The sequence below is a fragment of the Frigidibacter albus genome (genome assembly GCF_009908165.1).
Taxonomy (GTDB): Bacteria; Pseudomonadota; Alphaproteobacteria; order Rhodobacterales; family Rhodobacteraceae; genus Frigidibacter; species Frigidibacter albus.
Genome location: NZ_JAAAUC010000020.1, coordinates 1 through 25,371, shown reverse-complemented (window position 1 = coordinate 25,371; position 25,371 = coordinate 1). Strand labels below are relative to the sequence as shown.

Here is a 25,371-nt window from a genome sequence, read left to right as displayed (position 1 = left end):
GCCGGCGCTTCCGGGTGCTGAACGTGGTGGATGACGTCACACGCGAATGCCTGGCGGCGATCCCCGACACCTCGATCTCGGGCCGCCGCGTAGCCCGGGAACTGACGGCGCTGATCGAACGGCGCGGCAAGCCCGGGATGATCGTCTCCGATAACGGGACGGAACTGACCTCGAATGCGATCCTGAAGTGGTGCGCCGAGACCAAGATCGAGTGGCACTACATCGCGCCGGGAAAGCCGATGCAGAATGGGTTCGTCGAGAGTTTCAACGGCCGGATGCGGGACGAATTTCTGAACGAGACGCTGTTCCGCAACCTCGCCCATGCCCGTGATCTGCTGGCGGCCTGGGTCACCGATTACAACACCGCGCGGCCGCATTCCGCGCTTGGTTACCAGACCCCCGCAGGCTTCGCCCTGCACCTGACCACCGCAATCGCCCGACCCGCTGCACGCGATGAAAGTTCCGCGCGCCGGGCGATTGCTCAACCCGCGCCGAAAGGCGTAAATGACCAACGGGCTCCGGTCGCGGCTGGATGAAAGACCAGTGGCAGGTCACCACCGGTCCATCAACAACCTAGACTGCCCTGTATCGCTCCGGAGTCTTGGTGGGGATCCCGCGCGCGGAGCGGTTTGCGATCCACAAGCTGATCGTCGCCGAGCGGCGCCACGGCGGCCCCGATCAGGCAAAGGCGCGGAAGGACCGGGCACAGGCGGCCTTCCTTATCTCGATCCTCGCGAAGGACCGGCCCGACGACCTTGCCGAAGCGTTCGAGGATGCCCTGTCTCGCGGCCCACGCTTGCGCGAACGGTTGGAGGCGACACTGGCACGGATGCCGGAGAGCGCGGAAGGGCTGCGCGGGCTGATGTAGAGGGAGCGGGCAAGCTGCAGGGGCGACGGAGGGGGTGGAGGGCAGTCATTCGCTGCACGTCGTCTGAACGGCAGCGATGCTCATCGTTACGCCAACCGCCGCACTCACACTTCACCACCGACACCTTTGAACTTATCAACAAAGTTGGAGATCTTCTCAAACACTGTCGCCTTCTTGCTTCGAAATTTTGGGTTCAGCGGGCTCATTTTGGGCAATATGGCATTCAGGTCGGCACCATTTTCAGACGCGAACTCCCGTTTGACCGAGACCGCGATATAACGTTTTGCGGCCTCGGGATTCAGATCTTCGGATGTGATGATCTCGTCCACTTCGCGGCGTTGCTCTTCCCGTGCAAAGGCGAAGAACGCGTCGATCAGGCTTGCCTTGTCGTAGAGGCGATCGAGGTCTGTCTGGTTGATGAAGTCGACGATTAAGCTCTCTTTCGCCCGGTTGCCCAGGCTTGCGCGAATGGCGCGGCGGGCCTCCTCGATCAAACCTGCCTTGTCTTTCGACTTCTTGTTCTTCTCAAAGATCAGTTCGAGGATATAATCGAGGTTGATCTCCTGCGATTTGAGCAGATCGACCTCAAACACCACATCATCCCAGTCGATGCTGGATTTCTGGCTGTCGGCCGCGTTCTTTTCTTGCCGCAACCAGTCCCGGATGTCGTTGTAGGTCGACCGGAAATCCTGAATCATGCGCTCAGACGGTAGATGGATCTTCTCAATTTCGCGCAGCTCGTAGTCGTTCAGATGGTGCTGCGCCTTGAAAAGGTCGACGGCCTCTGCATCGCTGGCATCCACGTCCTGAAAGGCTTTCAATGCCGCGAATTCGTCGTAGTTCCGCAGGATGTTTTCGGCCTGGAGATATTCGCCGAACAGTTTTGCAAATGCCCTTTTGTCGAATTCCTTGTCGATCTTTGAAGGGTTCGGAAACCGGTTTTCAAGTTCGTTCACGATATCGATAAAACCGCGTCTGGTGTTCCCGTTTTCCTGATCCTGAAAGCCTTTCATGTATTCGTCGTAGCTTTTCTCCAAGACGATATTCTTGGTGTTCTTGTCCCCGAACAGCGTGATCGCATCGACGGTGGCCTGTTCGAGATCACGGAAGGCGATGACATTTCCAAAGGTCTTGGTCCCGTCGTAAATCCGGTTCGTTCTGGAAAATGCCTGCATCAAGCCATGGAAGCGCAGGTTCTTGTCGACGAACAAGGTGTTCAAGGACGGGGCGTCGAAGCCGGTCAGGAACATGCCGACAACAATCAGCAGATCGACCTCTCTGGATTTGACGCGCTTCGCCAGGTCTCGGTAATAGTTCTGAAAACCCCGCCCATCGATGCCGAAATTCGTCTTGAAAAACGCGTTGTAGTCCCTGATAGCTGCATTCAGAAATTCTTTGGCGCTGCTGTTCATCGCCGAAACGTCAAAACTCTCGTCCTGAATGTCCCCGACGGCGTCTTGTTCTTCGTTCTCGGCGAAGGAGAAGATCGTCGCGATTTTCAGGTGTTTGTCGCTGCTGGCCTGCAGGGCGTTCAGCGTCTCGTAATATAGCTTGGCCGCATCCACGCTGCTGACCGCGAACATGGCGTTGAAGCCGCTGCTTCCGGCCTGTAGCCGATGCGTCTTCTGGCGGAAATTGTTCAGGATATACTGCGAAACTTCCTTGATCCGTTCGGGATGCAGCAGGGCCTGCTTGTTCTCGGCGGCGCTTAGCTTTTTCTCGTCTTGCTCGCTCTCGATGGCTTTGAACTGCGGCCGCACGTCGTTGTAATCGACCTTGAACTTCAGCACCTTCTCGTCGCGGATGGCATCCGTGATCACGTAGGAATGCAACTCGCGCCCGAACACGCTGGCAGTGGTCTCCGCGCCCCAGGCATTCTCCGGGAAGATCGGCGTGCCGGTAAAGCCGAACTGATAGAACCTTTTGAATTTCTTTTTCAGGTTCTTTTGCGCCTCGCCGAACTGGCTGCGGTGGCATTCATCGAAGATGAAGACCACCTGCTTGCCGTAGATGGGCAGATCAGCTTCGGCCTTCATCAGATTGTTCAGCTTCTGGATCGTGGTGACGATGATCTTGTTGTCATCCTTGTCCAGGTTACGCTTCAACCCCGCGGTGCTGTCAGAACCGTTGACGCTGTCGGGAGAAAACCGCTGATATTCCTTCATCGTCTGGTAATCGAGGTCCTTCCGGTCGACGACGAAGAAAACCTTGTCGATGAAGTCGAGCTCGGTTGCCAGCCTAGCCGCCTTGAAGCTCGTCAAAGTCTTACCTGACCCCGTGGTGTGCCAAATGAAGCCGCCGCTTTCAGGCTTGCACCAGCTTTTGGCCCGATAAGAGCTGCGGATTTTCCATAGGATGCGCTCGGTCGCCGCGATCTGGTAGGGGCGCATGATCAACAAGGTGTCGCTGACATCGAAAACGGAATATTGCAGCAAGACATCCAGCAGCGTGCGCTTTTGCAGGAAGGTTGCGGTAAAGTCCTTGAGATCCTTGATCAAGCCGTTGTCGGATTGCGCCCAGTTCATCGTAAAGTCGAAGCTGTTCTTGTTCCGCTTCGTGGTGTTGGCGAAATAACGGGTATCGGTGCCGTTCGAGATAATGAACACCTGCAGGAACCTAAAAAGCGAATTGTCGCTGTTGAAGCTTTCCTTGCTGTAGCGGTGAATCTGGTTGAAAGCCTCGCGGATGGCCACGCCGCGCCGTTTCAGCTCGATCTGCACCATGGGCAGGCCGTTGACCAGAATCGTCACATCATAACGGTTGGCGTGAGAGCCGGTTTGCTCAAACTGCTTGATCACCTGCAGCTTGTTGCGGGCCTTGTTGCGTTTGTCGACTAAATGGATGTTCTGAATGCGGCCATCGTCAAAGACAAAATCATGGATGTGGTCGTCTTGGATCTTGCGGGTCTTGTCGAGGATGCCTTCGCTGGGCCTATCCAGATAGGTCTCGACGAATCTCGCCCATTCCACGTCTGCAAAAACAACGGTGTTCAGCTCTTGCAACTGAATGCGGATGTTGGCGAGCATCGCCTGAGACGATGCGATGTCGGGACGAAAATCATAGCCCTGATCGACCAGATCCCGAACCAATTCACGCTCCAGATCACCTTCGCTCTGGTGGCCTTTGGCGGCATCTTCGATGCGGTTATATGCGTCCAAAACGATGAAATTCTTGCTCTCGGCGATAGGGGTCAGATTTTCAACCATTCTGCGCTTCCTGTTTCCAATAGCCGTAGTTGTTAATCAGATTATCGAGCAAAAACTTGACTGTCTGCTTCTGTTGCGGGGTAGGGTCGGCCACCTGTTCGGTTGACAGCGACGAGTGGCTGAAGGTGTTGATCAAGCGCACATAGGCTTCTTTGTTGCCCTCGGCGGTATTCAACAAGTCGCCCCATTTGTCATGCCCTAAGAACCCTGCGGTCTTCTCATAAAGGTTGCGAAGCAAGGTGAAATGATACCGCTCGACCTTATCTTGCGCGATGGCCTCTTCCAGCATGCGCCGCAAATGCAGATGATAGGTGAAACTCTTGTTGGCATCGCCGTATTTGGTGTTGAGCGTAAAGCTCCCGTCTGCATGGCGTTCCAGCAAATAGCAGCCGTCATTCGCGGGCTTCTTTTTCAAATCCAACTCGTTATGCAGCACGTTATAGAACAGCGGGCTATGCGTGGTGATTACAAACCTCAGTTGCGCGGGGGCCTTCTTGACCAGCTCCGCGAGGTTCACCGCCAGTTCTATCAGGTGGTTTTCGTCCAGCGAGCTGACAGGGTCGTCAACGAACACATATTCCAGCGCGTTAAACTGATCGGTCCCGCGCTGATCGGGTTCGGCGATACTCAGTTCGGCCACCACCGTCTCCAGCAGCGTGTAAAAGACGCTCCAGATAAAATTGCTTTCTTCGCCCTTCGAGATCTTGAACGCATCCGTCTTCGCGTCATCGCCTGCCTCGATGGTGAAGGTCACTTCTGAAAAGGCCTTAACCTCGGACTTGCTGCCGTCCGCGTTGTCTCGGGTATAGGCTTGGTTGAAGGTTGGTGTCAGAGCGGCCTTGGAGTAGTGTTGAAACACGCGGGTGATGTTCACCTCTTGGCCCTGATCGACCAAAATCCAGTCGGTGAAGCTGTTGGGCTGGATCACCAGCTTGGCAGCGCCATCCCCCTTCAAGTCATTGTCCCAGTAGAACAGGTCTTCGGTGAAGGCGCTGTAGTAGAGGATCTTGTTACGGGCGGGGGTGTCGTCGCCCTCGATCCTGGGGGCAATCAGGTTCTTCATCGCGCGGGACAGGCGGGTTTTGCCGGTGCCGTTGAAGGCGTAGATCAGTTGGACCTTTTTATTGGCATCGCGCAGTTGCGCGGCGATCTCTTCAAGGGTTTTGGTCATGCCTGATCCCCCTTGGGAAAGCTCAGCAGCAGATTGCGGTAGTATTCATACTGCTTTTGCCGCAGCGCGATTTCGCGCGGCAGGCCTTCGCTAATCGAGGAGGTCAGCGTGTCGAACTTGTCGAGGATCGAGACGATGCGGGCTTGCTCGGCGAGCGGGGGGACGGGAACCTTAACGCCAAGAATCCAGTCTTTCTTGAGATGCGTTTGGTCGTAGCCGCTGTCGTAAGCAAGCAACTGCGCATTCCTGTTTAGCACATAGTGAAGGAACCGCGGTAAATATGCGGCAGCCTCTTTCACCCGCAACAGGCAAACCCGTTGATTGGCTGCATAGCGGTCATTCGCGTCAACGAAAAAGGTCTTCGCGAGTGCTCGACCGTTTGGCAGATCGCTCATTACCATAGCCACATCATTCACGAACGCGGGCGTCAATACGTCTTCCCGCCTTACAAGTCTTAAGGACTTTCCTTCACTTGAAATGAAGCCCGCGGTTAACAGCGCGACATCACCGTCAGATGTAACAAGCTTTTCATGCGGTTTAGCATTCTGAAAATCGACGACATCCCCCAAGACCCGCCACTCCACATCCGCGCCGTCGAAGCTGAGGAGGTGGTTGCGGTAGTGGTTGTATTGGGTTTTGCGGGCGGTAAGCTCTGCAGTAAGCTCTGCAGTAAGCTCTGCGGTAAGCGCGGTGAAAGCGTCCAAAATCCGCACAATCTCGCCCTGTATCGCCAAAGATTTCTGCGGGTCGTCGGGGCATGGGATGGGGATCAGGATTTTTTCAACCACGAAAGCGTCTAGTGTTGGAATTCCGGCAACCCTTACTTGACCCTTGATGTGATGTTCGTGGCCGATCAAAAAATGATACAAGAACTTGCTATTGATCTCATCAGCGTGCGCCAAGGTGAAGCACCCATCAGAAGACCAGAAATCAACGGAACTGAATCCTACCGTTCCCGCAGAAGCCCCGACGTTGATCACCATCACCGAGTTGGCTGGACGATTGGCTTCGCCATAGTAACCCAAGGGATCAAGGCCACCGTGGTAAACGGGGTATTCTTCATCCTCAGACAGTTCGCTTTTGGTGAGCCGTTTCCCTCGCAGAATTTTGGCTACTTGCCCCAGCGGCACCCACTCCACCGTCGCCCCATCCAAAAGCCGCTCCAAATACCCCAGATCGCTCACGCTTCTATCTCCGCGACAATCGCGTCGATTTCGGCGCGAAGCTGGTTGATCCGCGCGACGGTCACCTTCAAATCAGCGTTCAGCACGGCGATATCCGTCACCTGACGGGTATCGCGTGGCTGCACGTAGGCGCTGACCGACAGGTTGTAGTCGTTGTCGATGATGCGCTGTTGATCCACGCATTCGGCCACATGGGCCACGTCTTCCTTGGTGGCGAACAGGCGAATAACCTCGTCGGTATGGCGATCTTCCATCAGGTTGGTGTTAGTGCTTTTGCGGAAAAACGCCTCGCCCGACGCATCAATGAACTGCACCTTTGTGTCTGGCTTGTTCTTGGCCAGCACAAGAATTGTAACCGAAATGGTGGTGCCAAAGAACAGGTTCGGCGCCAGCGCGATGACGGTTTCAACATAGTTGTTGTCGATCAGATATTGTCGGATCTTCTGCTCCGCCCCGCCGCGATAGAAGATGCCCGGAAAGCAGACAATCGCCGCGCGGCCCTTGCCTGACAGGTAATGCAGTGCATGCAGCACGAAGGCGAAGTCGGCCTTGGATTTCGGAGCCAACACACCGGCGGGGGCAAAGCGCTCGTCATTGATCAGGGTCGGATCGTCTGAGCCCTTCCATTTCACCGAGTAGGGCGGGTTCGAGACGATGGCGTCGAAGGGTTTGTCGTCGAGGAAATGCGGGTCCTCCAGCGTGTTGCCGTGCTGGATATTGAACTTGTCGTAATTCACATTGTGCAAGAACATGTTCATGCGGGCGAGGTTGTAGGTGGTGTAGTTGATTTCCTGCCCGAAGAAGCCGCCTTCAATGATGTGGTCATCGAAGTGTTTCTTGGCTTGCAAAAGCAGCGAGCCAGAGCCGCAGGCGGGGTCGTAGATCTTGTTGACGCGGGTTTGGCCGTGCAGGGCGAGTTGCGCGATCAGCTTGGACACGTGCTGCGGGGTGAAGAACTCGCCGCCCGACTTGCCCGCGTTGGCGGCATAGTTGGAGATCAGGAACTCATAGGCATCGCCGAAGGGGTCCCCCTTCGCATCCGCGAAGTCGAGCCTCAGCCCTTCGACACCCTTGAGAACCTTTGCGAGGCGTTCGTTCTTTTGGGGGACCGTGTTGCCAAGGCGGTTGCTGGTGGTGTCGAAGTCGGAGAACAGGCCTTTGATGTCTTGCTCGGACGGGTAGCCATTGGCCGAGCCTTCGATCGCCTTGAAGAAGGCGGCAAGGTCGGTGTTCAGGCTTTCGTTGGTGTTGGCGTATTTGGCCACGTTCTTGAAAAGCTGCGAAGGATAGATGAAATAGCCCTTCGTCTTCACAGCGTCATCGACGGCCTCGACAGGGATGTCGGCGTCACGCATGGCGGCGTAGTTGACGCTTGGGTCGCCGCCTTCAATGTAGGTGGTGAAGTTTTCGCTGATAAAACGGTAGAAGAGTGCGCCCAAGACGAATTGCTTGAAGTCCCAGCCGTCAACCGCGCCGCGCACGTTGTTCGCGATTGCCCAGATCTGGCGGTGAAGTTCGTCACGCTGTTGTTGCCCGGTCATTTCTGTTTCCCCTCTTGTTCCTGCTGGGCGATCCAGCGATTAATCTCGCTTTTGCGAAACCGCCACGCACTGCCAACCTTAAAGCCCGGAACCTTGCCTTCGGATGCGAACCGATAAGCCGTTTTCTCCGCGATCTTGAGATAATCGGCGAGTTCTTTCACGGTCATGATGTCATCGTTGGGCATTCCGGAATGTCCTTTCAGATGGATCTGGGTTGAAAATAGAGGAACCTGAGGTGGGCAGCAAGTTCCTTGATCAGAGCGCCTGCGGGTGGTGCCTGGCATGACTGGCTTTTGATTGGGTCATAGGAGAGCTGGCACTTGCCCTGATGGATCAACACCTTACGGCGACAGCCGGCCGTGCCTATGGCCGCGCAGATAGCGCTAGACGGTGGTCACGCCACATTGCGTTCAGAAGTCCCTGCATCCCGCCATCGACGGCACGCCCACTTGGCACCCCGGTTACGCCAAATCTCAGCGGCGCCGGAAGAAGGTCGAAGAGCCTTTTCGGCGAGGTAACAATCGTCATAGGCATTGCGCAGATCAGCCGCGACTGTTCTTGTTCACTCGCACCCAGTTAGAGGGGCGCCTATTTCCGGAGGAATGGCAGGTGTCGGGCATGAAGGCCACGGCCTCAGGGCGGTGCGACCTCGACGGCCTTTCCGTCACCGATGCCATTTTGCTCGGCAACGCCAGCGACTATCTGATCGAGCCGCACTTTCAGGGCGGGGTCTGGCGCTATGCAGCCGTGCAGCTTGGCGCGATGCAGGCGCTTACATCGATCACCGCGACCCAGCTGCAGCAAAGGGGCCAGACCAATGCGCCGCCTCAGTCCATGCGGCTGCGTCGCATGGTAACGGCTTGCGAGACGGCGCGGTTGTGGGTTCGGAACGCGGCGCGTGTCATCGAAAGGCCAAGGGCGACCGCCGCAGACATTCCATGTGCCATCCTCACCCGCATTGTGGTGGCGGATGAAGCCGTGGCACTGATGACCGCGATGGATCAGGCGCTTGGTGCTGCGTCTTTCGCAACGGCGCATCCGGCGGACCGCATCAGGCGCGATCTGCAGTTCTACATTCGACAGGCCAACCCCGACGGCATGGCGCAAGCCGCGGTGGAGCGCATCCTGACCGACCCCGATCTGAGCAGACGCTGGTGGCTTGAATGAGGGGCAATCTGCTGCGCTCGTTGCAGGACGCAAGACCCGCAACGGCGGAGATGCTGATTGGCGGCCGGTCTTCCTTGGTCGTGGTCGCACCCCATCCCGACGACGAAACCTTGGGCTGCGGGGCGACCCTGTCGGAGGCAAGCCGGATCGGTCTGGACTGCAGCGTCATCTGCGTGACGGACGGCTCGCGCTCGCACCCTGCGTCGCGCGACTGGCCCGCGGCACGGTTGGCGGAAGAGCGACGGCGCGAGCTGTTGGCAGCGGTCGGCCGGCTCGCGCCTGGTGCCGAAGTCCACTGGCTCGGACACCCCGATTGCGCCGCCCCCGAAGGCGAAGATGCCGCCCGGCAGATCGGCGCGCTCATCCCCCGTGACGCTCTGGTCTTGGGGCCGTGGATACAGGACCCCCATATCGATCACGAGCGCACGGCCCAGCTTCTGCGCCTTCTGGGATCTGAGCGCCTTGACCTGCGCTTTCTGGATTATCCGATCTGGGGGCGGTTTCGCGAGGATGGTGAGGTTCCGGCGGACATCTGGACCTTGCTCGCCCGTGATGCCGAAGGGGTCAAACGCGCCGCGCTCACCCTCACCGCTGCAGCTTGACCCGAACTATGGGCTGAAGTTCCGCGGCGTGCCTGGTGCGTATGCCCGTGGCAAAACCGGCACGGAACGGGCCGGAACCAACAAGATCGAGGCACAGCATGTCGTGAAGGCGGTTGCGGAGCATGCGCGCACAAGCCCAGAGCTTTCGCTGGGCGTCGTCGCCTTCTCGAAGGCTCAGTCTGATACGTTGACCGAAGCACTCGAATACGAACGCCGCCGGGACCCTGTGCTTGACGCGTTCCTGCGGGAGGGGCGCTCCGAGGATGTCTTCGTCAAGAGCATCGAGAACGTGCAGGGAGACGAACGAGATGTCATCTTGATCTCTGTCGGATACGGCCCGCAGGACCCCAATGGGCGCTTGGCTTCCATGTCATTCGGCCCGGTCAATGGAGAGGGCGGAGAGCGTCGCCTGAACGTTCTCTTCTCGCGCGCCAGGATCCGATGCGAGGTTTTCGCCTCTTTCGGTCCGGGCGACATTGATCCCAGCCGGTCTTCCCGCGAGGGCCCTCGCGTGCTGAAGCGTTTCCTCGATTTCGCCAAGACCGGCGTCATTGAGGAGCGGATTGCGACAGGTCTGGAGGCCGACAGCCCCTTCCGGGTGAACAACCTCCTGAGACTTCACAGCTAGGCTACGAGGCAGACCTCCAGGTCGGAACCGCTGGTTTCCGGATAGATATAGGTGCGCGCCACCCTGATCGGCCCGCCCAATACATCGTGGCGGTCGAGTGCGATGGGGCTGCCTATCACTCGGCACTTTGGGCGCGTGAACGGGACCGACTTCGTCAGGATGTGCTGGAAAGCCTTGGCTGGCGTTTCCACAGGATCTGGAGCACAGACTGGTTCCATCGGCGCGACCATGAGATCCGACGCCTCGCCGAAGCCTTGCTCGAAGCAAAGGAAGCCGCATCAGACGGAATTGCCGTGCGCGGCGCCAATGCGGTCGGCATCCTTCAGGCCGTCATGAAAGATGACGCACCTACCAGCCCGATCGAGATCGGGCATCTGGAGCTCATAGCTCCTGCCTATACCCGCGCGGAACTATCTGTGCGCGCATCGGTGGAGCCGCATGAAGCGCCGCAGGGTCAACTCGGCGATCTGATCATCAAGATCGTCGACATCGAAGGGCCGATCCACGTAGATGAGGTCTCGCGGCGGATTGCGGCCGCTTTCGGCAAGTCCCGCACCGGTGGTCGCATCGTCGATGCCACAGTGCGTGCCCTGCAAGCAGTTCAGCGGAGAAGCGACAACAGGCTTCGTCGCCTCGGGCAGTTCGTGTTGAATGACGCACAGCTGGCCACGCCTCCGGTCCGTGATCGAAGGTCAGAGAACGGGGCGGTCCTGAAGGCTGAGTATCTGCCTCCAATGGAAATCGCGGCGGCTGCGACACGAATTCGGGCTGAGAGCGGACCTATGCCACCAGAGGAAATGACCCGGGCCATGGCAAGGCTGTTGGGGTTCCAACGCGTAGGGCCGGATCTGTCGGAGGCAATCCTTGCCGTCGTCATGGAGGGAAAGTGTGATCGGGAGCCGGCGGCGTAAGGTCTAGCCCCCCCAAAACGAAGATGACCGCCAGAGGCGGTCATCGTAAAATCAAGGAGTTACCAAACCTATGCCCCGAACTGGGCCAACTATGCCCCCAGCCGGCAGCAACTATGCCCCGAGCTACAACGCTCAGTGAGTCCACGCACCCCGGCGGTCCGTCGCAAAATTCTCACCATAGCCCCGCACGCGGATGTTCTGCTTGCGGCGGTGGGGTTCCAGCACGTCATAGGACAGCCCATGCTCGCGCGCATATTCTTCCGCGGCTTCGCGGCTGTCGAAGCGCAGGCGCACCTGGCTTTGGGTGTCGTCAGAGCTGGTCCAGCCCATCAGCGGGTCGATCTCGCGCGCGGCGGCGGGGGCGTAGTCCAGGACCCAGGTCTTGGTCTTCGCAGCGCCGGACTGCATGGCGGTTCTGGCTGGCTGGTAGATACGCACTCGCATGGCTGAACCCTCCTTCTGAGACAGGGCCGTTATCGGCAAAACCGGACGGCTCTGCAAGGGGGTTGCTGGCGCGGCGAGGCCCTTGCGAACGGAGGAGAGCGACTGCCGACCGGAGCGTGGGAGCGAGGGGTGGGTGGGTGGTGCACCCGGTCGGCAGCCTTATTGCTGCTTGCAGGAACAAACTAGGATCATCCGTCCCATCGCGCAACGGATTCGCGGCGCCCCGCCGGGCCCAAGTGCCGAAAATGCCGGGTAATCCGTCAACCATCCGGAAACTCCGCGCATCAGCGCTTGAACCGGAACAAAAACAGATCAAATTAGGACGGCCGCAGCAACAGGTCTCGCCATGCCCCACAACAACATGAACATGCCGATGCACCGCCCCGACGTGCTGACCCGCCCCAAGCTGGAAGGCGGCCGCCGTTTCGTGATGCACAGCCCGTTCCAGCCGGCGGGCGATCAGCCCATGGCGATCAAGGAACTGGCGGAGGGCGTGCGGTCGGGCGAGCGTGACCAGGTGCTGCTGGGAGCCACCGGCACCGGCAAGACCTTCACCATGGCCAAGATCATCGAAGAGACGCAGCGCCCGGCGATCATCCTTGCGCCCAACAAGACGCTGGCGGCGCAGCTCTACGGCGAATTCAAGGGCTTCTTCCCCGAGAATGCCGTCGAATACTTCGTCAGCTACTATGACTATTACCAACCCGAAGCCTATGTGGCGCGGTCGGATACCTATATCGAGAAGGAATCGCAGATCAACGAGCAGATCGACCGGATGCGCCACTCGGCGACCCGGGCGCTGCTGGAACGGGATGACGTGATCATCGTCGCCTCGGTCAGCTGTATCTACGGCATCGGCTCGGTCGAGACCTATTCGGCGATGACGCAGGACATGGTCGTCGGGCAGATCTACGAACAGCGCGCCTTCATCCAGGAGCTGGTGGCGCAGCAATACAAGCGGCTCGATGCCGCCTTCGCCCGCGGCGCCTTCCGGGTGCGCGGCGACAGTGTCGAGGTCTGGCCCGCCCACCTTGAGGACCGGGCTTGGCGGTTTTCCTTCTTCGGCGAAGAGCTGGAGGCGATCACCGAGTTTGACCCGCTGACCGGCGCCAAGACCGACAATTTCAAGCAGATCCGCATCTATGCCAACAGCCACTACGTCACCCCGCGCCCGACCATGCAGCAGGCGACCAAGGGCATCCGCAAGGAGCTGACCCTGCGCCTCCAGCAGCTGAACGACGAGGGGAAACTGCTCGAAGCGCAGCGGCTGGAACAGCGCTGCACCTTCGATCTGGAAATGCTCGAGGCGACGGGCGTGTGCAACGGCATCGAGAATTACAGCCGCTACCTCACGGGGCGCGCGCCCGGCGAGCCGCCGCCGACCCTGTTCGAGTTCATCCCCGACAATGCCATCGTGTTCGCGGACGAATCCCACGTCTCGGTCCCGCAGATCGGCGCGATGTACAAGGGCGACTACCGGCGCAAGTTCACGCTGGCCGAGCATGGCTTCCGCCTGCCGTCCTGCATGGACAACCGCCCGCTGAAATTCGAGGAATGGGACGCGATGCGCCCGCAATCGGTGTTCGTGTCGGCCACTCCTGCCGCGTGGGAGCTGGAACAGACCGGCGGCACCTTCACCGAACAGGTGATCCGCCCCACCGGCCTGATCGACCCGATGGTCGAGATCCGCCCGGTGTCCATGCAGGTCGATGACCTGCTGGATGAGGTCCGCAAGGTTTCCCAGGCGGGCTTCCGCACGCTGGTGACGACGCTGACCAAGCGCATGTCCGAAGACCTGACCGAATACATGCACGAACAGGGCATCCGCGTCCGCTACATGCATTCCGACATCGACACGATCGAGCGGATCGAGATCCTGCGCGACCTGCGGCTGGGGGCCTTCGATGTGCTGATCGGCATCAACCTGCTGCGCGAGGGGCTGGATATCCCCGAATGCGGGCTGGTGGCGATTCTGGATGCGGATAAGGAAGGCTTCCTGCGCTCCGAAACCTCGCTGATCCAGACCATCGGGCGGGCGGCGCGGAACTCTGAAGGCCGGGTGATCATGTATGCCGACCGCATCACCGGCAGCATGGAACGGGCGATGCGCGAGACCGACCGCCGCCGGGCCAAGCAGGTCGCCTATAACGAGGAACATGGCATCACCCCGACGACGATCCGCAAGAACGTCGACGATGTGCTGTCGGGGCTGTGGCAGGGCGACACCGACCAATCGCGCGTCACTGCCAAGATCGGCAAGCCGATGGTGGGCGCCAACCTCGCCGCGCATCTGGATGCGATGCGGACCGCGATGCGCAAGGCCGCCGAGAACCTGGAGTTCGAGGAAGCCGCGCGGCTGCGCGACGAGGTGAAGCGGCTGGAGGCGGTGGAGCTGGCGATTGCCGATGACCCGCTGGCGCGGCAGTCGGTGGTGGAAGAAGCGGCAGAGGCGGCGGTTAAGGGATCGGGCCGCAGCACCGGCGGGCGCGGCGGAATGCGCGGCGGCAAGGCACGGCGGGGTCGGTAAGTCGCTTGCGCGTTATGCGATTTTTGGGCGGATTTCTTTAGGATTTTACGCCAGAAGTTGCACTTTTTCAACATTCTGCAGCCTGACCCCGGCAACGCTTTCCGGGGTGGCGCCCCGACCAGTCCCCCCGATCTTAACCCCTTGTTAACCTCGCCTCCTGCACCTTTGCCGGGACAGGAGGCAACCGATGGTCCCGCATCTTCCCTCGCGCTTGCCCGGGCTGTTGGTGGTGCTGGCCGTGCTGTGCCTGTTCGCCGGTGGGGCATCGGCCGGCCCCTGGCCGCGCGAAAAGGGCGATCTGTTCCTGTCCTTCTCGCATGAGACGGCGAGCGAGGCCGGAAGCGACGCCGCTGGCTGGACATCTCTCTACGCCGAATACGGGCTGACCCCGCGCTGGACGGTCGGGCTGGATCTCGGCAGCGGCGGGGATACGCAGATCGGGATGATCTTCGTGCAGCGCGCCGTGGGCAGGCAGGATGGCCCCGGGCGACTGGCCTTTTCCAGCGGGGTCGGGCTGCAAACCGGCGCAGCGCCGCAGGCCTTCGGCATGATGGGCGCCGCCTGGGGCCGCAGCCTCGGCACCCCGCTCGGCCCCGGCTGGGTCGCGGTGGAGCCGCAACTGCGCATGGGCGTCGCGCTGACCGACGAATGGCCGCCGACACTGGTGCTGGACGTGGACGGCACGTTGCTGACCACCGCCAGCACCAAGCTGGACCTGACACTTGGCGCAACTCTGCGGCCCAAGCTGATCGTTATGGGACAGCTTCAGATGGAGCGGGTGGTGGAGGGCGAGACGACCGCCCGCCTCACCGCTTCGGCCGTGCGCGATGTCGGCAGGCGCGGCAAGTTGCAGTTGGGGGTATCCGCCCCGGTTCAGGGCAAGGGCGATGCCGCACTGAAGCTTGGCACCTGGCTGGAGTTCTGAGGCGCCCCGAACGGGGGCGCCCCGAAACGCCCCCTGCCCCGCCGTCAGTCGAACAGCAGCCGCACCAGCGCCAGCACGATCACCGCGCCGACCGCCGCAACCAGCAGCACCATCACGATGCCCGAGGCGGCCAGCGCCCCGATCCCGGCGGCGATCACCAGCAGCGGCACCGCCAGCGCCGTCACCACGCCCACCAGCAGATAGCGGCCCAGATGCCGCCCGCCAGACACCGCGCTGGCGCCCCAGCCAGCCATCAGCCCGACCACCACCAGCAGCACCAATGCCACCCAGCCCAGAGCCTCGACGAAACCTTCCATGCCGTAGTCCTTTCCCTCAATGCCGCGCCGGGCCGTGTCAGAACACCTCTGCCACCTCGTACATCACCGGCTCGAATCTTGAACACAACGCCGCAATGGCCCGGTTGCGTTCCCGCATTTCTGGTGTGCGCAGCATTGCCTGGAAATCCTCGCGCCTTTGCCACTGGCTGTAACTCGCGATCCGGGTCTGCGCGTCGTTGACGTGGATCGCGCCCGAGATGAAGCCGGGCTGGTGGCGGATGAACTCGGCATAGGCAGCGGCAAGCGCTTCTTGCAGGTCGCCGCAGGTGCCGGGCGTCATCTCGAAGGTGGTCAGCACCGTCTGGCAGGTGGTCTCGCGGGAAATTGTGGTCATCTGGGGTCCTCCTCTGGCCGCCAGTCTGGCACCTTGGCCCGAGTCGTGCATCCCTGCACGCACTGGACTGAAAGGAAAATCCGATGTTTCGCCTGCTGCCCCCTGCCCTGGTCATGCTTCTGGCCCTCCCCGCCGCCGCCAGTTCGGACGATGCCTGGGAGGCATTCCGCGCCGAGGTGGACAGCGCCTGCCGCGCGCTGGTCACCGGACCGGGCGCGCCATCGGTGGAGGTAGAGCCCTTCGGATCGGCCAGCTACGGGGTGGCGCTGATCACGATGGCCTTGCCGGACGGTGCGTCCGAGCGCTATGCCTGTGTCTTCGACAAGGAAAGCAAAGCGGCGGAACTTGCGGGGCCGTTCCCCGAGGCCGAAGCCGCGCCCGAAAGCGAGTAGCGATGAAATTCCTCGACCCCGCCGACCCGTTCTTCCGCCCGATCTGGCGCCGGCGGGCGGTGGTGATCGCGCCCGCGCTGTGGGCGGCATTCGAGCTCTACGGCGGCAATCCCGGCTGGGCGCTGCTGTTCGGCGGGGCAGCGGGCTATGCGTGGTGGATGCTGTTCGGCCCCGGCAACAAGGCCGGGTGACCGCAGTCGGAGGAAAACGCTGCGCGCTTCAGGCCAGCAGCGCCTGTACCTCGGCGGCAAGGCGGCGGATCTCGTCATCGGCCGGCCCGCGGCGCGGGGCTTCCAGCACACCCAGCCCCACCCCCAGCGTTTCGGCATAGACGATGCGGTTCGCCAGCCGCGTCTCGGCAAGCTCCGCCTCCAGCGCGGCGGCGGCCTCGGCCACCTCCTCGCCCAGACGCGTGCCGGCCTTGGCACGGTTCAGCACCACGGTCGTGCGCTTCCTCTCGCGCCGGGCCAGATCCAGCACGCCCTCGGTCGCCCACAGATCGACATGGCTGGAGGCGACGGGGATCAGGATCAGGTCGGCCTCGCGCAGCGTCGGGCGCAGGTCGGCATCGACCTTGGGCGGCGTGTCGACGATGATGAAATCGGCATCCCGGCGCAGCTTTTCGCATTCATAGCCGACGCCCCAGGCCGAGGAGGTGGAAAACTCCATTCCGGGATCCCCAAGCCTCTCGCGCCGCGCCATGAACCAGCGGCCAAGGCTGCCCTGCGGATCGGTATCCAGCAGCGACACCTTGGCGCCCTGTTGCAGGAAGGCCACCGCCAGGTTGACGGCAATCGTGGTCTTGCCAGATCCGCCCTTCTGCTGTGCGACTGCGATTACCTTGCCGGCCATCGGCTCCCCCTCCATTTTGCTGCAGCGCAGCATAGCAGCAGGTCCGGAGATTGCACGGGATAATATGCCGCGCCTCTCACCGCTGCCGCCCTGCCGCCCGCTCCCGCACCATCGCCACTGCGAGTTGCAGGCCAAGGCCCGCGATCAGGATCGCGGTGTCGAGCGCCAGATCCCGGTCCAGCCCCACGCGCAGCCCGGCGAGTTTTACCGCCTGCCCGGCAAAGGCCAGCACGGTGCCAAGCGCGAACACGGTCAGCCCATGCCGCCCCAGCACCGCCAGGGGCCAGGCAGCCCGGTGCGCGCAGGCGCGGCGCACGATGGGCAGGGCCGAGAGCAGGTAGGCCAGCGCGAGGAAGTGCAGCAACCGCGGGCCGGACACGAAGGTCTTGTCATAGTCGAACAGGAAATCCGGCAGCCAGGTGTCGCGCAGCGCGAACATCCCCGCGTTCAGCCGCGCACCCAGATCGTCCCACAGCGCCCAGACCATGATACCAAGAACCACCACAGCCGACAGCGCCACCAGCCGGCGCCGCACCGGCACCAGCCGCCTGCCCTGCTTCATGGCCGTGCCCGAGGCGAGGCCAAGCACGAACAGCAGCTGCCAGGAGAGCGGGTTGAAGAACCAGATCGACTCCGTCGGATAAGTTGGTGGCGCAATGCGCAGGCTGCCGGCCACCAGCCAGACCAGCACTGAAACCGCGATCAACGCCAAGGGCGCGCGCAGGGCAGCCCAGAGCAGCGCCGGCGTTACCGCCAGCAACACGGCGTAGAGCGGCAGGATGTTCATGTAGCCAAGCTGGTGCGACAGCAGCGCCAGCCCGAGGAATCCGGCCAAGGGATCGGCCAGCAAGGGCGGCACATTGTTGATCTCGGCCATCCCGGGCAGGCCCCACCACAGCACCGCGGCGCCGGTCAGCCCAAGCGCGATGACCGTCACCGTCATATGCACCAGGATCAGCGCCCAGGCCCGGCCCCAGACCCTTGTGATCGCCGGCCAGAGCGACGCGCGCCGGAAGCCGCCCGAATAGGCCAGCCCGGCGGCGAGGCCCGACATGAACACGAACCCCTCGGCAGCGTCGGAGAAGCCGAAATTGCGGCTGGTCCAACCCTCCCAGGCGGTGTTCGGGACGTGGTTGATGAAGATCATCACCAGCGCCAGCCCGCGCAGCACGTCAAGCCGCGCATCGCGCACCGAGGCGCCCGGCATGGGGTCAGGCATAGGCGGTTGCTGGCTCGGGCGCCGGTCCGGGACGGGGTGCCTCGGCCTCGGCGGTGCCGGTCCAGACCGCAAGGATATGCTTCCAGGCAAGGATCACCGGGCTCGGCGCAATCTCGGCCGGGACGGTGAACAGCCGCGCCCCGCCGGTCCGCGCCGGGCCGCTGCGCTGCGAGGACCAGGCGATCAGTTGCGGCGCGAACAGCATCGGCAGGCCCACCGGCAGCAGCCAGGCCACCAGCACCGGCGTCAGCCACCACACGAACAGCAGCCCGGCAAGGCCGGTCAGCGCGATCCAGCGGCTGTTGGCCCAAGCCTCGGCAATGCCAAGCGTGCCATCGCCGCGGTTGTTGGTCGGCCAGCCGCTGTCGAGTCCGAACATCACCTGCGCGACGGACCTTGTCTGATACATCAGCATCACCGGCGCGATCACGCTGGAGAACAGCAGCTCGGTCAGCGTTGACCGCAGCCCGGTCCAGCCGCCGCCAAAGCCACGGGCGCGGCCGGTCCAGGCGGCATGAGCCGCGATCAGCAGCTTGGGCAGCAGCAGCAGGCCAAAGATGCCGATGGCAAGCTCTACCGCCTTGGCGGTGTCGTTATGCGGGAAGGTCGGGAACAGCTGTTCATAGGGGGTCGGGAAATAGTCCGGCGTCGGCGCCAGCACGATGGCGGCGATCGAGGCGGTGATGAACCCCAGCCAGAACAGCGGCGCGATATAGGCGAGGATGCCCTGCAGGAACACGAACCGGCTCCACGGCTTCAGCCCCGGCGCCATCAGCAGCCGCGAATGCTGCAGGTTGCCCTGGCACCAGCGGCGGTCGCGCTTGGCATAGTCGATGATGTTCTCGGGGCCCTCCTCGAACGAGCCCTCCAGGTCGACATCCACCCGCACCGTCCAGCCCGACCGCGCCAGCAGCGCCGCTTCGACATAGTCATGGCTCATGATGTGGCCGCCAAAGGGCGGATCGCCCGCCAGCACCGGCAGACCGCAGCTTTGCGCGAAGGCCTGCACCCGCACCATGGCGTTATGGCCCCAGAACGGGCCGGTATGGCCCTGCAGCGTCGCCAGCCCGCGGGCGAAGATCGGCGAGTAGAAACTGGCAGAGAACTGCATGGCGCGGCCAAAGCGCGACTCCGCCTCGATGACCTTTGGCAACGATTGCAGCAGGCCCAGCTTCGGGTCCGCCTCCATCCGCCGCACCATCTCGGCGATGGTGCCACCCTCCATCAGGCTGTCAGCATCGAGGATCAGCGCAAACTCATAGGCCGCGCCCGACCGCTCGATGAAATCCTCGATATTGCCGGCCTTCTTGCCGGTGTTGACGGCGCGGCGGCGATAGAACATCCGCCCCTCGGCGCCGCGTTCCGCGATCAGCCGCAGGAACCAGCGGCGTTCGGCCGCGGCAATCTCGTCATTGCGGGTGTCCGACAGGATGGCGAAATCGAACTTGTCGGTCAGCCCAAGCGCCGCCAGCGAGGCATCCATCGCCGCCACCCGCGCCAGAACCGGGGCCGGCTCCTCGTTATAGACCGGAACCAGAATGGCCGTGCGCCCGCGGATCACGGGCACATCTTCCGCCAAGGCCGGAATGACCGCAGGGCTGCTGCGCGAGAACAGCCCGAGCATGCCCTGACAGGCGCCCCAGGACAGCCAGAAGGTCGACAGCAGGATCAACCCGCTGCGCAGCCAGTCCATTGCTTGCAGCCCGTCGCCCGAGCCGTATTGCAAGAAGAGTGCGCCCGCGGCAAAGCCAAGGCCGATAGCCAGCACCAGTGCAAGGCTGCGCGCAGCCCAGGTCCGGGGCAGGCTCGTCTGCCGGGGCGACAAGGCTTAGTTTCCAAGCCTGCGGGTTCGGACCCCGGCCCCGAACACGGCGATCAGCCGCGACCAGAGCGTGCTCGGCCGTTCCAGCACCTGCCGGGGCATGGCCAAGGGCGCGGCCGGAAGGGCCCCGATGAGTGTTCCAACGTGATCGGCGTCCTGCATCTGCATGTCGCCCTTCTCAAAGCTCATTCCTGCACCCATTGATACAGCCAGGTTTCGGTCAATTTGCGGTCATACCCAGCAACATGGGCAACCATCTCTGTTACGGTTCCGGGCCGGCCGCGGACGTCCACGACCAGGCGCCAGATCCCGGTTCCGTCGATTTTCGACAGCACTGTGGTCAGGGCCTCGCCCCCCATGATGTTCACGACGGGGGCGACTTCGGCGTCCGGGGGTAGCTGTCCCAGCACGCCGCCTTCGAAGTCCACAACAAACTTCCGCGTCCCCGGTTCCGCCTCGGCGCCCGAAACACCGCCCGTGCCTGCGCGGGTATCCGCCACCCATGCCAGATCGCCGTTCGGATCCGGGGCCAGCGCGCCCCAATGCAGGCGGTAGCGGAACTCGCGCATCTCGCCGGCGCGGATGGCCTCATCCGGCGCCCAGAAGGCAACGATATTGTCGTTGACCTCGAGGTCCGACGGGATCTCGACCAGCCGCACGGAACCCGAGCCCCAGTCACCCAGCGGCTCCACCGCCAGCGAGGGACGCTTTTCATAGCGCGCCTCGGCATCCTGGTAATGCTCGAAATCGCGGTCGCGCTGATAGAGCCCGAAACTGCGCATCGCGGGCTCTGCCAGAACCGAAACCGACAGCCGCGGCGGGTTGTTCAGCGCGCGCCACAGCACCTCGCCATTGGGCCGGGTGATCATCAGCCCGTCGCTGTCATGCACCTTGGGGCGGTAATCGGCAAAGAACTCGCGGTTGTTGGCGGCATAGAGGAACATCGAGGTCAGCGGTGCCACGCCCAGTTGTGCCACATCGGCACGGAAGAACAGCCGCGCCGTCACTTCCATCACCGTGTCCGACCCCGGGGTGATGACGAAGCGGTAGGCGCCGGTGACGCTGGGGCTTTCCAGCGCGGCATTCACCACAACCTGCTGCGCGCCTTCGGAGGGGCGCTCCAGATAGAAGGCGGTGAAGCGCGGAAACTCCTCGCCCCCCGGCAGCCCGGTGTTGATGGCAAGGCCGCGGGCCGAGAGGCCATAGAGGTTGCCCCGGCCAAGCGCGCGGAAATAGCTGGCGCCGACGAAAGACACCAACTCGTCCAGCACATCGGCCCGGTTCAACCCGTGATGCAGACGGAAACCCGCCACGCCCGGCAGGTTGAAGTGCTGCGGCACCCGCTCGCCCAGTTCATGCCGGTATTCGAAATCGTCGGTCGAGAACACGATCTCCTCCGCAGCGCCCTCCACCACGTCGAAGATCCGCACCGGCTCGGCGAACAGCCAGCCCATGTGATAGGCCTGCACGCGGAACGGGCTGCCGGGCACCGACCAGCGGGCGCGGTCCGGCAGGAAATTGATCTGGCGGTAGTCGTCATAGCCAAGGTCGGCCAGAAACCCTTCCAGCGGCGGCACCGGCTCGGGATCGTGCAACGCACGCTCGCGCATCGTCTCGGTCAGCAGGTCATAGGAGAAGGGGGGCGGCGGCGCCGGCTCTGGCTCCGCGGCGGGCACCTCGACCGGCGCAGCCTCTTGCGCCCAGACAGGGCCGCCAGCGGCAACAAGCAGCGCGCTGCATGCGGCAGAGCCGAACAATCCACGCCGTGTCATCATGAGGGAGGGGGTGTCGTTTCTTGGTCTCATTCTTCTGACGATCATAATGCTGGCTCCCATCGACGGCGGAACCGAACCGTTCTGGCTGCCTTGGCCGGCAAGAGTGCCAACCCGATCTCGCTGCTTCCCCGGGCTCGCCCGGCCCGAATCGCAATCCCGTTTCACACCCCGTTCGACCACTCATAGCGCAGTCCCTTCGCAGGTGCAGCACCTTCATGCTGCAATGCGCAAAACCTTGCCGTCCCACGCAAAAATAGCACGGCGACAGCATGGCGCCAACGCGGTCATCTGGGCATGATCGCGCAGCAGATCAAGGGACCATCCCTGCGCGAAGGCTGCGCACAAGTGGGCAAAACCAGACCCGCAGGGGCACTGGGGCCCGCTGCAGGCGCAGGGCATATGGGAAAAGCAAGGATGGTACCGCCTACCCGGCTCGAACGGGTGACCCCCAGATCCACAATCTGGTGCTCTAACCAACTGAGCTAAGGCGGCACTGCGGGCGCATTTAGCGGCTGCGTGGATCGAATGCAAGGGCTTGGTGCGGGCGCAAGACCCTGACCCGGTGCGCGGCCCCGGCAATCACCAAGGTTGCCGCCCCGCGCCCGCATCCTATGCTGAAGCTCCACAGTCCGGAGCCGCAGATGTGCAACCTCTACAGCCAGACCAAGAGCCAAGATGCGATGCGGCACGTCTTCGATGCCGTGCTCGAGGCGGTTGAGGCTTTGGACGACAGCGCCGGCAACCTGCCGCCGATGCCCGGCATCTACCCAGACTACACCGCGCCGATCCTTCGCGCCGGGCCCCGCGGATGGCGGCTCGGCACCGCCCGCTGGGGTATGCCGACCCCGCCGCAGTTCCTGGTGGGCAAGCGCACCGATCCGGGCGTGACCAACATCCGCAACGCCGCCTCGCCGCATTGGCGGCGCTGGCTCGGGGTGCAGAACCGCTGCCTTGTGCCCTTCACCAGCTTCTCGGAACTCGACGCCCGCCCCGGTGCGCCGCGCAATCACCCGGTCTGGTTCGCTCTGGCCGAGGATCGGCCGCAGGCCTTCTTCGCCGGTCTCCACACCGAGTGGACCTCGGTGCGCAAGCTGAAGGAGGGCGAGGTGACGGCGGACCTGTTCGGTTTCCTCACCTGCCCCCCGAATGCCGAAGTGGCGCCTGTCCATCCCAAGGCGATGCCGGTCATCCTGACCCGGCCCGAGGAGTGGCGGCTCTGGCTGACCGCCCCCGCCCCCGAGGCGCTGCGGCTGCAACGGCCACTGCCGGACGGGATGCTGCAGATCGTGGCGGAGGGTGTGCGGGAGGACATAGCGTGATGACGCTCGACCTTGCGAAATTCCTGCGCGGCGACAGCTGACATCAATAGTTGGGGGTTCGGCGCGGCGCGGCACTGTCACGATGATCGGTTGCTCCGACGAGGTCCGGCACGCTGCAGGGCCAACGCCCCGACGTCTGGAAGCCCTCCCACTCTGACGATTATGTAAGCCGAAGGCGGATAGCCTGGATAAGCCGATCACACGCGCAGCGCGCGCGTCGTGCGGGCGGAGAGCGCAAATTCGCTGCGCAGACGACGATCCCGGGCATCGGGCCGCTCGACGATCGGCAATCTTGATCGGGGTGAGAGGAGCCAGATTGCACCCAACCTAGCCAAACGCGATATTCCCGTCATGGATCTTGGGTGTGAGGTGAGATTTGACGTTGAACACAGCTTTATTCTTGCCTCCGACCTTGGCCTGATACAGGCATTGGTCGGCCATCTCGAATGCAGATTCAAGCGACAGAGGGCCTTCACTCCAGCACACGCCGACACTTACCGACAGGCCCAAAGGCAGATCAAGATCCTCGTTCCCGAATCTGGAGATCGCATCCTGGATACGCGCAACTATTTTGGCCGTATTGCCGGCGCTTATATTTGGGAAGCACATGAGGAATTCGTCCCCTCCAAACCGGGCGCACAGATCGCGGCTGCGGATGCTGCGCTGCAGGATCTTGGATAGGCCGACCAGAGCCAGGTCACCCACGGCATGTCCGTGGGTGTCGTTGATGCGTTTGAAATTATCCAGGTCAACGATGATAAAGGCCGTGCCCGATGACGGCTTTTTCAGGACGGACGACTCGTAGCTTTTCTCGAAGGCTCGACGGTTCATTACTTCGGTCAGCGGGTCGGAAGACGCCAGATTGACCAGTTGTTGCTCTCGTTCGGTTTGTCGACGGTGACGTTCAAGCAGGCTTCCCAGAAGCAGGGATCCGATGATGTTCGTCGTGGTCAATACCGGAACAGCCGTTGAAAAGATATCCTGCCAATGCTCGCGAGGCAGCAAGAAGGTAGAGAGGTAGGACAGACTGATGGTCAGACCCAGGATGACAAAGTGAACCTCATTTTTTTCTTCGACATCTCGGGTGAAATGTCTCCAGCAAAGCCCTGCACATCCGGCCGTAAGTAGAGAGAAAATGCAAACGCTGGCCGAAGGTGCAGCTTCATGGTACCTGGTGAAAGCAGCGATCAGGAAGACAATCAGACCAGAAATCGGTCCGAAAATCGCAGCTGCGAGGCCGACGAACAGATTGCGTGGATCATTCTGAATACCGCTCACGTTCATGATCGGTTGCAGATAGACCAGGACTGCCCCTACACCAAGGATCGCGCCGAAGACCATCTGCTGCACTGTCTTATTCAGCGACAGTCTAGAGGTCGCGCTGAATGAAAGCGCTATCAAGGCCATCAACCCGGCAAGGTTCAGTACAGGCATGAAGTACTGCGACAGCATTGCAAGCTCCCAACTATCCTGATCCAGCTTCGATCACGGAATTCGGCCGTGGCTGGTAGCGCGCTTCCGAAAACGACCAGCACCCGAACCGATACACAAACGTCGCAAGGAGCCATGAAGCACGCACAGGCGAAAGGTTAATGCCAGTCATCGCGACATTCAACGTGTCCTTTTGGGCAGCATGCCCTGCAGACCGACTTTCCGGCGATCATGGTGCGGCAAGGTCGCGTCCGGCTCGGCAATCTGCCCCATGCCCGCGAACTCATGGCGGTCTGGCTCGCCAATTATACCACCGCGCGGCCACATTCCGCGCTGCGAGGCGCACAGACAAGATCGCGCCTAGCTCCGGGCGGTGGGCCGGATCACGATACTGCCAACGTTCTATCGGAGGGTTGATTGAGCGCAGAGAGGGTACCGCCTGCGATCGCGTCTGGCGCAATGGCGATCTCGCCGATCCGTTTCGCAATCATCTGCCGGGTGGCTGATGCTGTCCCCGAAGCTGGTCGCGATCATCCCGGGCGAGATTTCGGTCACCCCTGAGGGTCGGGCCTCCCAGACACTGGCCTGGTGACCTGCCACTGGTCTTTCATCCAGCCGCGACCGGAGCCCGTTGGTCATTTACGCCTTTCGGCGCGGGTTGAGCAATCGCCCGGCGCGCGGAACTTTCATTGCGTGCAGCGGGTCGGGCGATTGC

24 protein-coding genes, 1 tRNA gene and 2 pseudogenes are annotated in these 25,371 nt (G+C 62.1%); 12 read left to right on the top strand and 15 right to left on the bottom strand.

The window, feature by feature from the left end; all coding sequences use genetic code 11:
* On the top strand, positions 1-536 hold a 536-nt coding region (locus GVY41_RS19335), incomplete at its 5' end, for an integrase core domain-containing protein (RefSeq protein WP_161656933.1).
* 44 nt (positions 537-580) lie between these two features.
* Positions 581-868: pseudogene (locus GVY41_RS19330) on the top strand (GSU2403 family nucleotidyltransferase fold protein); the annotation flags it as partial.
* Positions 869-972: 104 nt separating this feature from the next.
* On the opposite strand, the gene GVY41_RS19325 reads toward GVY41_RS19330, so the two are convergent.
* From GVY41_RS19325 to mads1, 5 genes are read right to left on the bottom strand one after another with little or no spacing between them, the layout of a single operon-like run.
* Entirely contained in the window at positions 973-4,074 is a 3,102-nt protein-coding gene (locus tag GVY41_RS19325) for a type I restriction endonuclease subunit R (protein ID WP_161348606.1), read from the bottom strand.
* The gene (locus GVY41_RS19320; RefSeq protein WP_161348605.1) at positions 4,067-5,245 is read right to left on the bottom strand and encodes an AAA family ATPase; all 1,179 of its coding nucleotides are present in this window, start codon (positions 5,243-5,245) and stop codon (positions 4,067-4,069) included. The genes GVY41_RS19325 and GVY41_RS19320 overlap by 8 nt, the downstream gene beginning before the upstream one ends.
* Positions 5,242-6,429 carry a restriction endonuclease subunit S gene (locus GVY41_RS19315; RefSeq protein WP_161348604.1) on the bottom strand — a complete coding sequence of 396 codons (1,188 nt, stop codon included), beginning with the start codon at positions 6,427-6,429 and terminating at the stop codon, positions 5,242-5,244. Before GVY41_RS19315 ends, GVY41_RS19320 begins: the two co-directional genes overlap by 4 nt.
* Positions 6,426-7,970: a type I restriction-modification system subunit M gene (locus tag GVY41_RS19310; RefSeq protein ID WP_161348603.1), complete on the bottom strand. Its 1,545-nt coding sequence runs from the start codon at positions 7,968-7,970 to the stop codon at positions 6,426-6,428. Before GVY41_RS19310 ends, GVY41_RS19315 begins: the two co-directional genes overlap by 4 nt.
* The gene (gene mads1 / locus GVY41_RS19305) at positions 7,967-8,155 is read right to left on the bottom strand and encodes a methylation-associated defense system helix-turn-helix domain-containing protein MAD1 (RefSeq protein ID WP_161348602.1); all 189 of its coding nucleotides are present in this window, start codon (positions 8,153-8,155) and stop codon (positions 7,967-7,969) included. Before mads1 ends, GVY41_RS19310 begins: the two co-directional genes overlap by 4 nt.
* A gap of 205 nt (positions 8,156-8,360) precedes the next feature.
* Here mads1 and GVY41_RS19300 point away from each other — a divergent pair.
* The 5 genes and pseudogenes from GVY41_RS19300 to GVY41_RS19285 form a co-directional block, all read left to right on the top strand.
* A pseudogene (locus tag GVY41_RS19300) lies at positions 8,361-8,477 on the top strand (IS5/IS1182 family transposase); the annotation flags it as partial.
* Positions 8,478-8,588: 111 nt separating this feature from the next.
* The gene (locus GVY41_RS20145) at positions 8,589-9,137 is read left to right on the top strand and encodes an acyl-CoA dehydrogenase family protein (protein WP_331250904.1); all 549 of its coding nucleotides are present in this window, start codon (positions 8,589-8,591) and stop codon (positions 9,135-9,137) included.
* Positions 9,134-9,739 (top strand): PIG-L deacetylase family protein, encoded by a 606-nt coding sequence (locus GVY41_RS19295; protein ID WP_161348601.1) that lies wholly within the window; start codon positions 9,134-9,136, stop codon positions 9,737-9,739. Before GVY41_RS20145 ends, GVY41_RS19295 begins: the two co-directional genes overlap by 4 nt.
* Positions 9,690-10,367 carry a C-terminal helicase domain-containing protein gene (locus tag GVY41_RS19290; protein ID WP_161348600.1) on the top strand — a complete coding sequence of 226 codons (678 nt, stop codon included), beginning with the start codon at positions 9,690-9,692 and terminating at the stop codon, positions 10,365-10,367. The genes GVY41_RS19295 and GVY41_RS19290 overlap by 50 nt, the downstream gene beginning before the upstream one ends.
* Before the next feature lie 41 nt (positions 10,368-10,408).
* On the top strand, positions 10,409-11,278 hold the full coding sequence (locus tag GVY41_RS19285; protein WP_331250903.1) for a DUF3320 domain-containing protein: 870 nt from the start codon (positions 10,409-10,411) through the stop codon (positions 11,276-11,278).
* Positions 11,279-11,410: 132 nt separating this feature from the next.
* Here the strand turns inward: GVY41_RS19285 and GVY41_RS19280 are convergent, their stop codons facing one another.
* A complete protein-coding gene (locus GVY41_RS19280; protein ID WP_161348598.1) occupies positions 11,411-11,722 on the bottom strand; it encodes an ETC complex I subunit in 312 nt (103 codons plus the stop codon).
* A gap of 346 nt (positions 11,723-12,068) precedes the next feature.
* On the opposite strand from GVY41_RS19280, the gene uvrB reads away from it, so the two are divergent.
* Positions 12,069-14,249: an excinuclease ABC subunit UvrB gene (uvrB, locus tag GVY41_RS19275; RefSeq protein WP_161348597.1), complete on the top strand. Its 2,181-nt coding sequence runs from the start codon at positions 12,069-12,071 to the stop codon at positions 14,247-14,249.
* Between the two features lie 187 nt (positions 14,250-14,436).
* Positions 14,437-15,174: a hypothetical protein gene (locus GVY41_RS19270; RefSeq protein WP_161348596.1), complete on the top strand. Its 738-nt coding sequence runs from the start codon at positions 14,437-14,439 to the stop codon at positions 15,172-15,174.
* 44 nt (positions 15,175-15,218) lie between these two features.
* Here the strand turns inward: GVY41_RS19270 and GVY41_RS19265 are convergent, their stop codons facing one another.
* Both GVY41_RS19265 and GVY41_RS19260 read right to left on the bottom strand, forming a co-directional pair.
* Positions 15,219-15,491, bottom strand: a complete 273-nt coding sequence (locus GVY41_RS19265; RefSeq protein WP_161348595.1) for a GlsB/YeaQ/YmgE family stress response membrane protein — start codon at positions 15,489-15,491, stop codon at positions 15,219-15,221.
* 37 nt (positions 15,492-15,528) lie between these two features.
* Positions 15,529-15,846, bottom strand: coding sequence for an antibiotic biosynthesis monooxygenase family protein (locus GVY41_RS19260; protein WP_161348594.1), 318 nt, complete (start codon positions 15,844-15,846; stop codon positions 15,529-15,531).
* An 83-nt stretch (positions 15,847-15,929) separates the two neighbouring features.
* Between GVY41_RS19260 and GVY41_RS19255 the strand changes: the two genes are divergently transcribed.
* Positions 15,930-16,238 carry a hypothetical protein gene (locus GVY41_RS19255; RefSeq protein ID WP_161348593.1) on the top strand — a complete coding sequence of 103 codons (309 nt, stop codon included), beginning with the start codon at positions 15,930-15,932 and terminating at the stop codon, positions 16,236-16,238.
* Positions 16,239-16,240: 2 nt separating this feature from the next.
* Complete coding sequence (locus GVY41_RS19250) at positions 16,241-16,429, top strand: hypothetical protein (RefSeq protein WP_161348592.1); 189 nt, start codon at positions 16,241-16,243, stop codon at positions 16,427-16,429.
* Between the two features lie 28 nt (positions 16,430-16,457).
* Here GVY41_RS19250 and parA read toward each other — a convergent pair whose 3' ends face one another.
* The 6 genes from parA to GVY41_RS19220 form a co-directional block, all read right to left on the bottom strand.
* Entirely contained in the window at positions 16,458-17,090 is a 633-nt protein-coding gene (gene parA / locus GVY41_RS19245) for a ParA family partition ATPase (RefSeq protein WP_161348591.1), read from the bottom strand.
* Positions 17,091-17,166: 76 nt separating this feature from the next.
* A complete protein-coding gene (locus GVY41_RS19240; protein WP_161348590.1) occupies positions 17,167-18,309 on the bottom strand; it encodes an OpgC family protein in 1,143 nt (380 codons plus the stop codon).
* Positions 18,302-20,134: a glucans biosynthesis glucosyltransferase MdoH gene (gene mdoH, locus GVY41_RS19235; protein WP_373283323.1), complete on the bottom strand. Its 1,833-nt coding sequence runs from the start codon at positions 20,132-20,134 to the stop codon at positions 18,302-18,304. Before mdoH ends, GVY41_RS19240 begins: the two co-directional genes overlap by 8 nt.
* Before the next feature lie 3 nt (positions 20,135-20,137).
* Positions 20,138-20,320: a hypothetical protein gene (locus GVY41_RS19230; protein WP_161348589.1), complete on the bottom strand. Its 183-nt coding sequence runs from the start codon at positions 20,318-20,320 to the stop codon at positions 20,138-20,140.
* On the bottom strand, positions 20,317-21,903 hold the full coding sequence (locus GVY41_RS19225; protein WP_161348608.1) for an OpgD/OpgG family glucan biosynthesis protein: 1,587 nt from the start codon (positions 21,901-21,903) through the stop codon (positions 20,317-20,319). Before GVY41_RS19225 ends, GVY41_RS19230 begins: the two co-directional genes overlap by 4 nt.
* 418 nt (positions 21,904-22,321) lie before the next feature.
* Positions 22,322-22,398 (bottom strand) — tRNA-His (locus tag GVY41_RS19220).
* 149 nt (positions 22,399-22,547) lie between these two features.
* Here GVY41_RS19220 and GVY41_RS19215 point away from each other — a divergent pair.
* Positions 22,548-23,225 (top strand): SOS response-associated peptidase, encoded by a 678-nt coding sequence (locus GVY41_RS19215; RefSeq protein WP_161348588.1) that lies wholly within the window; start codon positions 22,548-22,550, stop codon positions 23,223-23,225.
* Between the two features lie 327 nt (positions 23,226-23,552).
* Here the strand turns inward: GVY41_RS19215 and GVY41_RS19210 are convergent, their stop codons facing one another.
* Positions 23,553-24,677: a GGDEF domain-containing protein gene (locus GVY41_RS19210; protein ID WP_161348587.1), complete on the bottom strand. Its 1,125-nt coding sequence runs from the start codon at positions 24,675-24,677 to the stop codon at positions 23,553-23,555.
* Positions 24,678-25,371: the final 694 nt, after the last annotated feature.

Bases quoted from the DNA above. Each gene is read 5' to 3' on its own strand.
- GVY41_RS19325 (WP_161348606.1), bottom strand. From the start codon at position 4,074: ATGGTTGAAAATCTGACCCCTATCGCCGAGAGCAAGAATTTCATCGTT.
- GVY41_RS19320 (WP_161348605.1), bottom strand. From the start codon at position 5,245: ATGACCAAAACCCTTGAAGAGATCGCCGCGCAACTGCGCGATGCCAAT.
- GVY41_RS19310 (WP_161348603.1), bottom strand. From the start codon at position 7,970: ATGACCGGGCAACAACAGCGTGACGAACTTCACCGCCAGATCTGGGCA.
- mads1 (WP_161348602.1), bottom strand. From the start codon at position 8,155: ATGCCCAACGATGACATCATGACCGTGAAAGAACTCGCCGATTATCTC.
- GVY41_RS20145 (WP_331250904.1), top strand. From the start codon at position 8,589: ATGAAGGCCACGGCCTCAGGGCGGTGCGACCTCGACGGCCTTTCCGTC.
- GVY41_RS19295 (WP_161348601.1), top strand. From the start codon at position 9,134: ATGAGGGGCAATCTGCTGCGCTCGTTGCAGGACGCAAGACCCGCAACG.
- GVY41_RS19290 (WP_161348600.1), top strand. From the start codon at position 9,690: ATGCCGAAGGGGTCAAACGCGCCGCGCTCACCCTCACCGCTGCAGCTT.
- GVY41_RS19280 (WP_161348598.1), bottom strand. From the start codon at position 11,722: ATGCGAGTGCGTATCTACCAGCCAGCCAGAACCGCCATGCAGTCCGGC.
- uvrB (WP_161348597.1), top strand. From the start codon at position 12,069: ATGCCCCACAACAACATGAACATGCCGATGCACCGCCCCGACGTGCTG.
- GVY41_RS19270 (WP_161348596.1), top strand. From the start codon at position 14,437: ATGGTCCCGCATCTTCCCTCGCGCTTGCCCGGGCTGTTGGTGGTGCTG.
- GVY41_RS19265 (WP_161348595.1), bottom strand. From the start codon at position 15,491: ATGGAAGGTTTCGTCGAGGCTCTGGGCTGGGTGGCATTGGTGCTGCTG.
- GVY41_RS19260 (WP_161348594.1), bottom strand. From the start codon at position 15,846: ATGACCACAATTTCCCGCGAGACCACCTGCCAGACGGTGCTGACCACC.
- GVY41_RS19255 (WP_161348593.1), top strand. From the start codon at position 15,930: ATGTTTCGCCTGCTGCCCCCTGCCCTGGTCATGCTTCTGGCCCTCCCC.
- GVY41_RS19250 (WP_161348592.1), top strand. From the start codon at position 16,241: ATGAAATTCCTCGACCCCGCCGACCCGTTCTTCCGCCCGATCTGGCGC.
- parA (WP_161348591.1), bottom strand. From the start codon at position 17,090: ATGGCCGGCAAGGTAATCGCAGTCGCACAGCAGAAGGGCGGATCTGGC.
- GVY41_RS19240 (WP_161348590.1), bottom strand. From the start codon at position 18,309: ATGCCTGACCCCATGCCGGGCGCCTCGGTGCGCGATGCGCGGCTTGAC.
- GVY41_RS19230 (WP_161348589.1), bottom strand. From the start codon at position 20,320: ATGAGCTTTGAGAAGGGCGACATGCAGATGCAGGACGCCGATCACGTT.
- GVY41_RS19225 (WP_161348608.1), bottom strand. From the start codon at position 21,903: ATGACACGGCGTGGATTGTTCGGCTCTGCCGCATGCAGCGCGCTGCTT.
- GVY41_RS19215 (WP_161348588.1), top strand. From the start codon at position 22,548: ATGTGCAACCTCTACAGCCAGACCAAGAGCCAAGATGCGATGCGGCAC.
- GVY41_RS19210 (WP_161348587.1), bottom strand. From the start codon at position 24,677: ATGCTGTCGCAGTACTTCATGCCTGTACTGAACCTTGCCGGGTTGATG.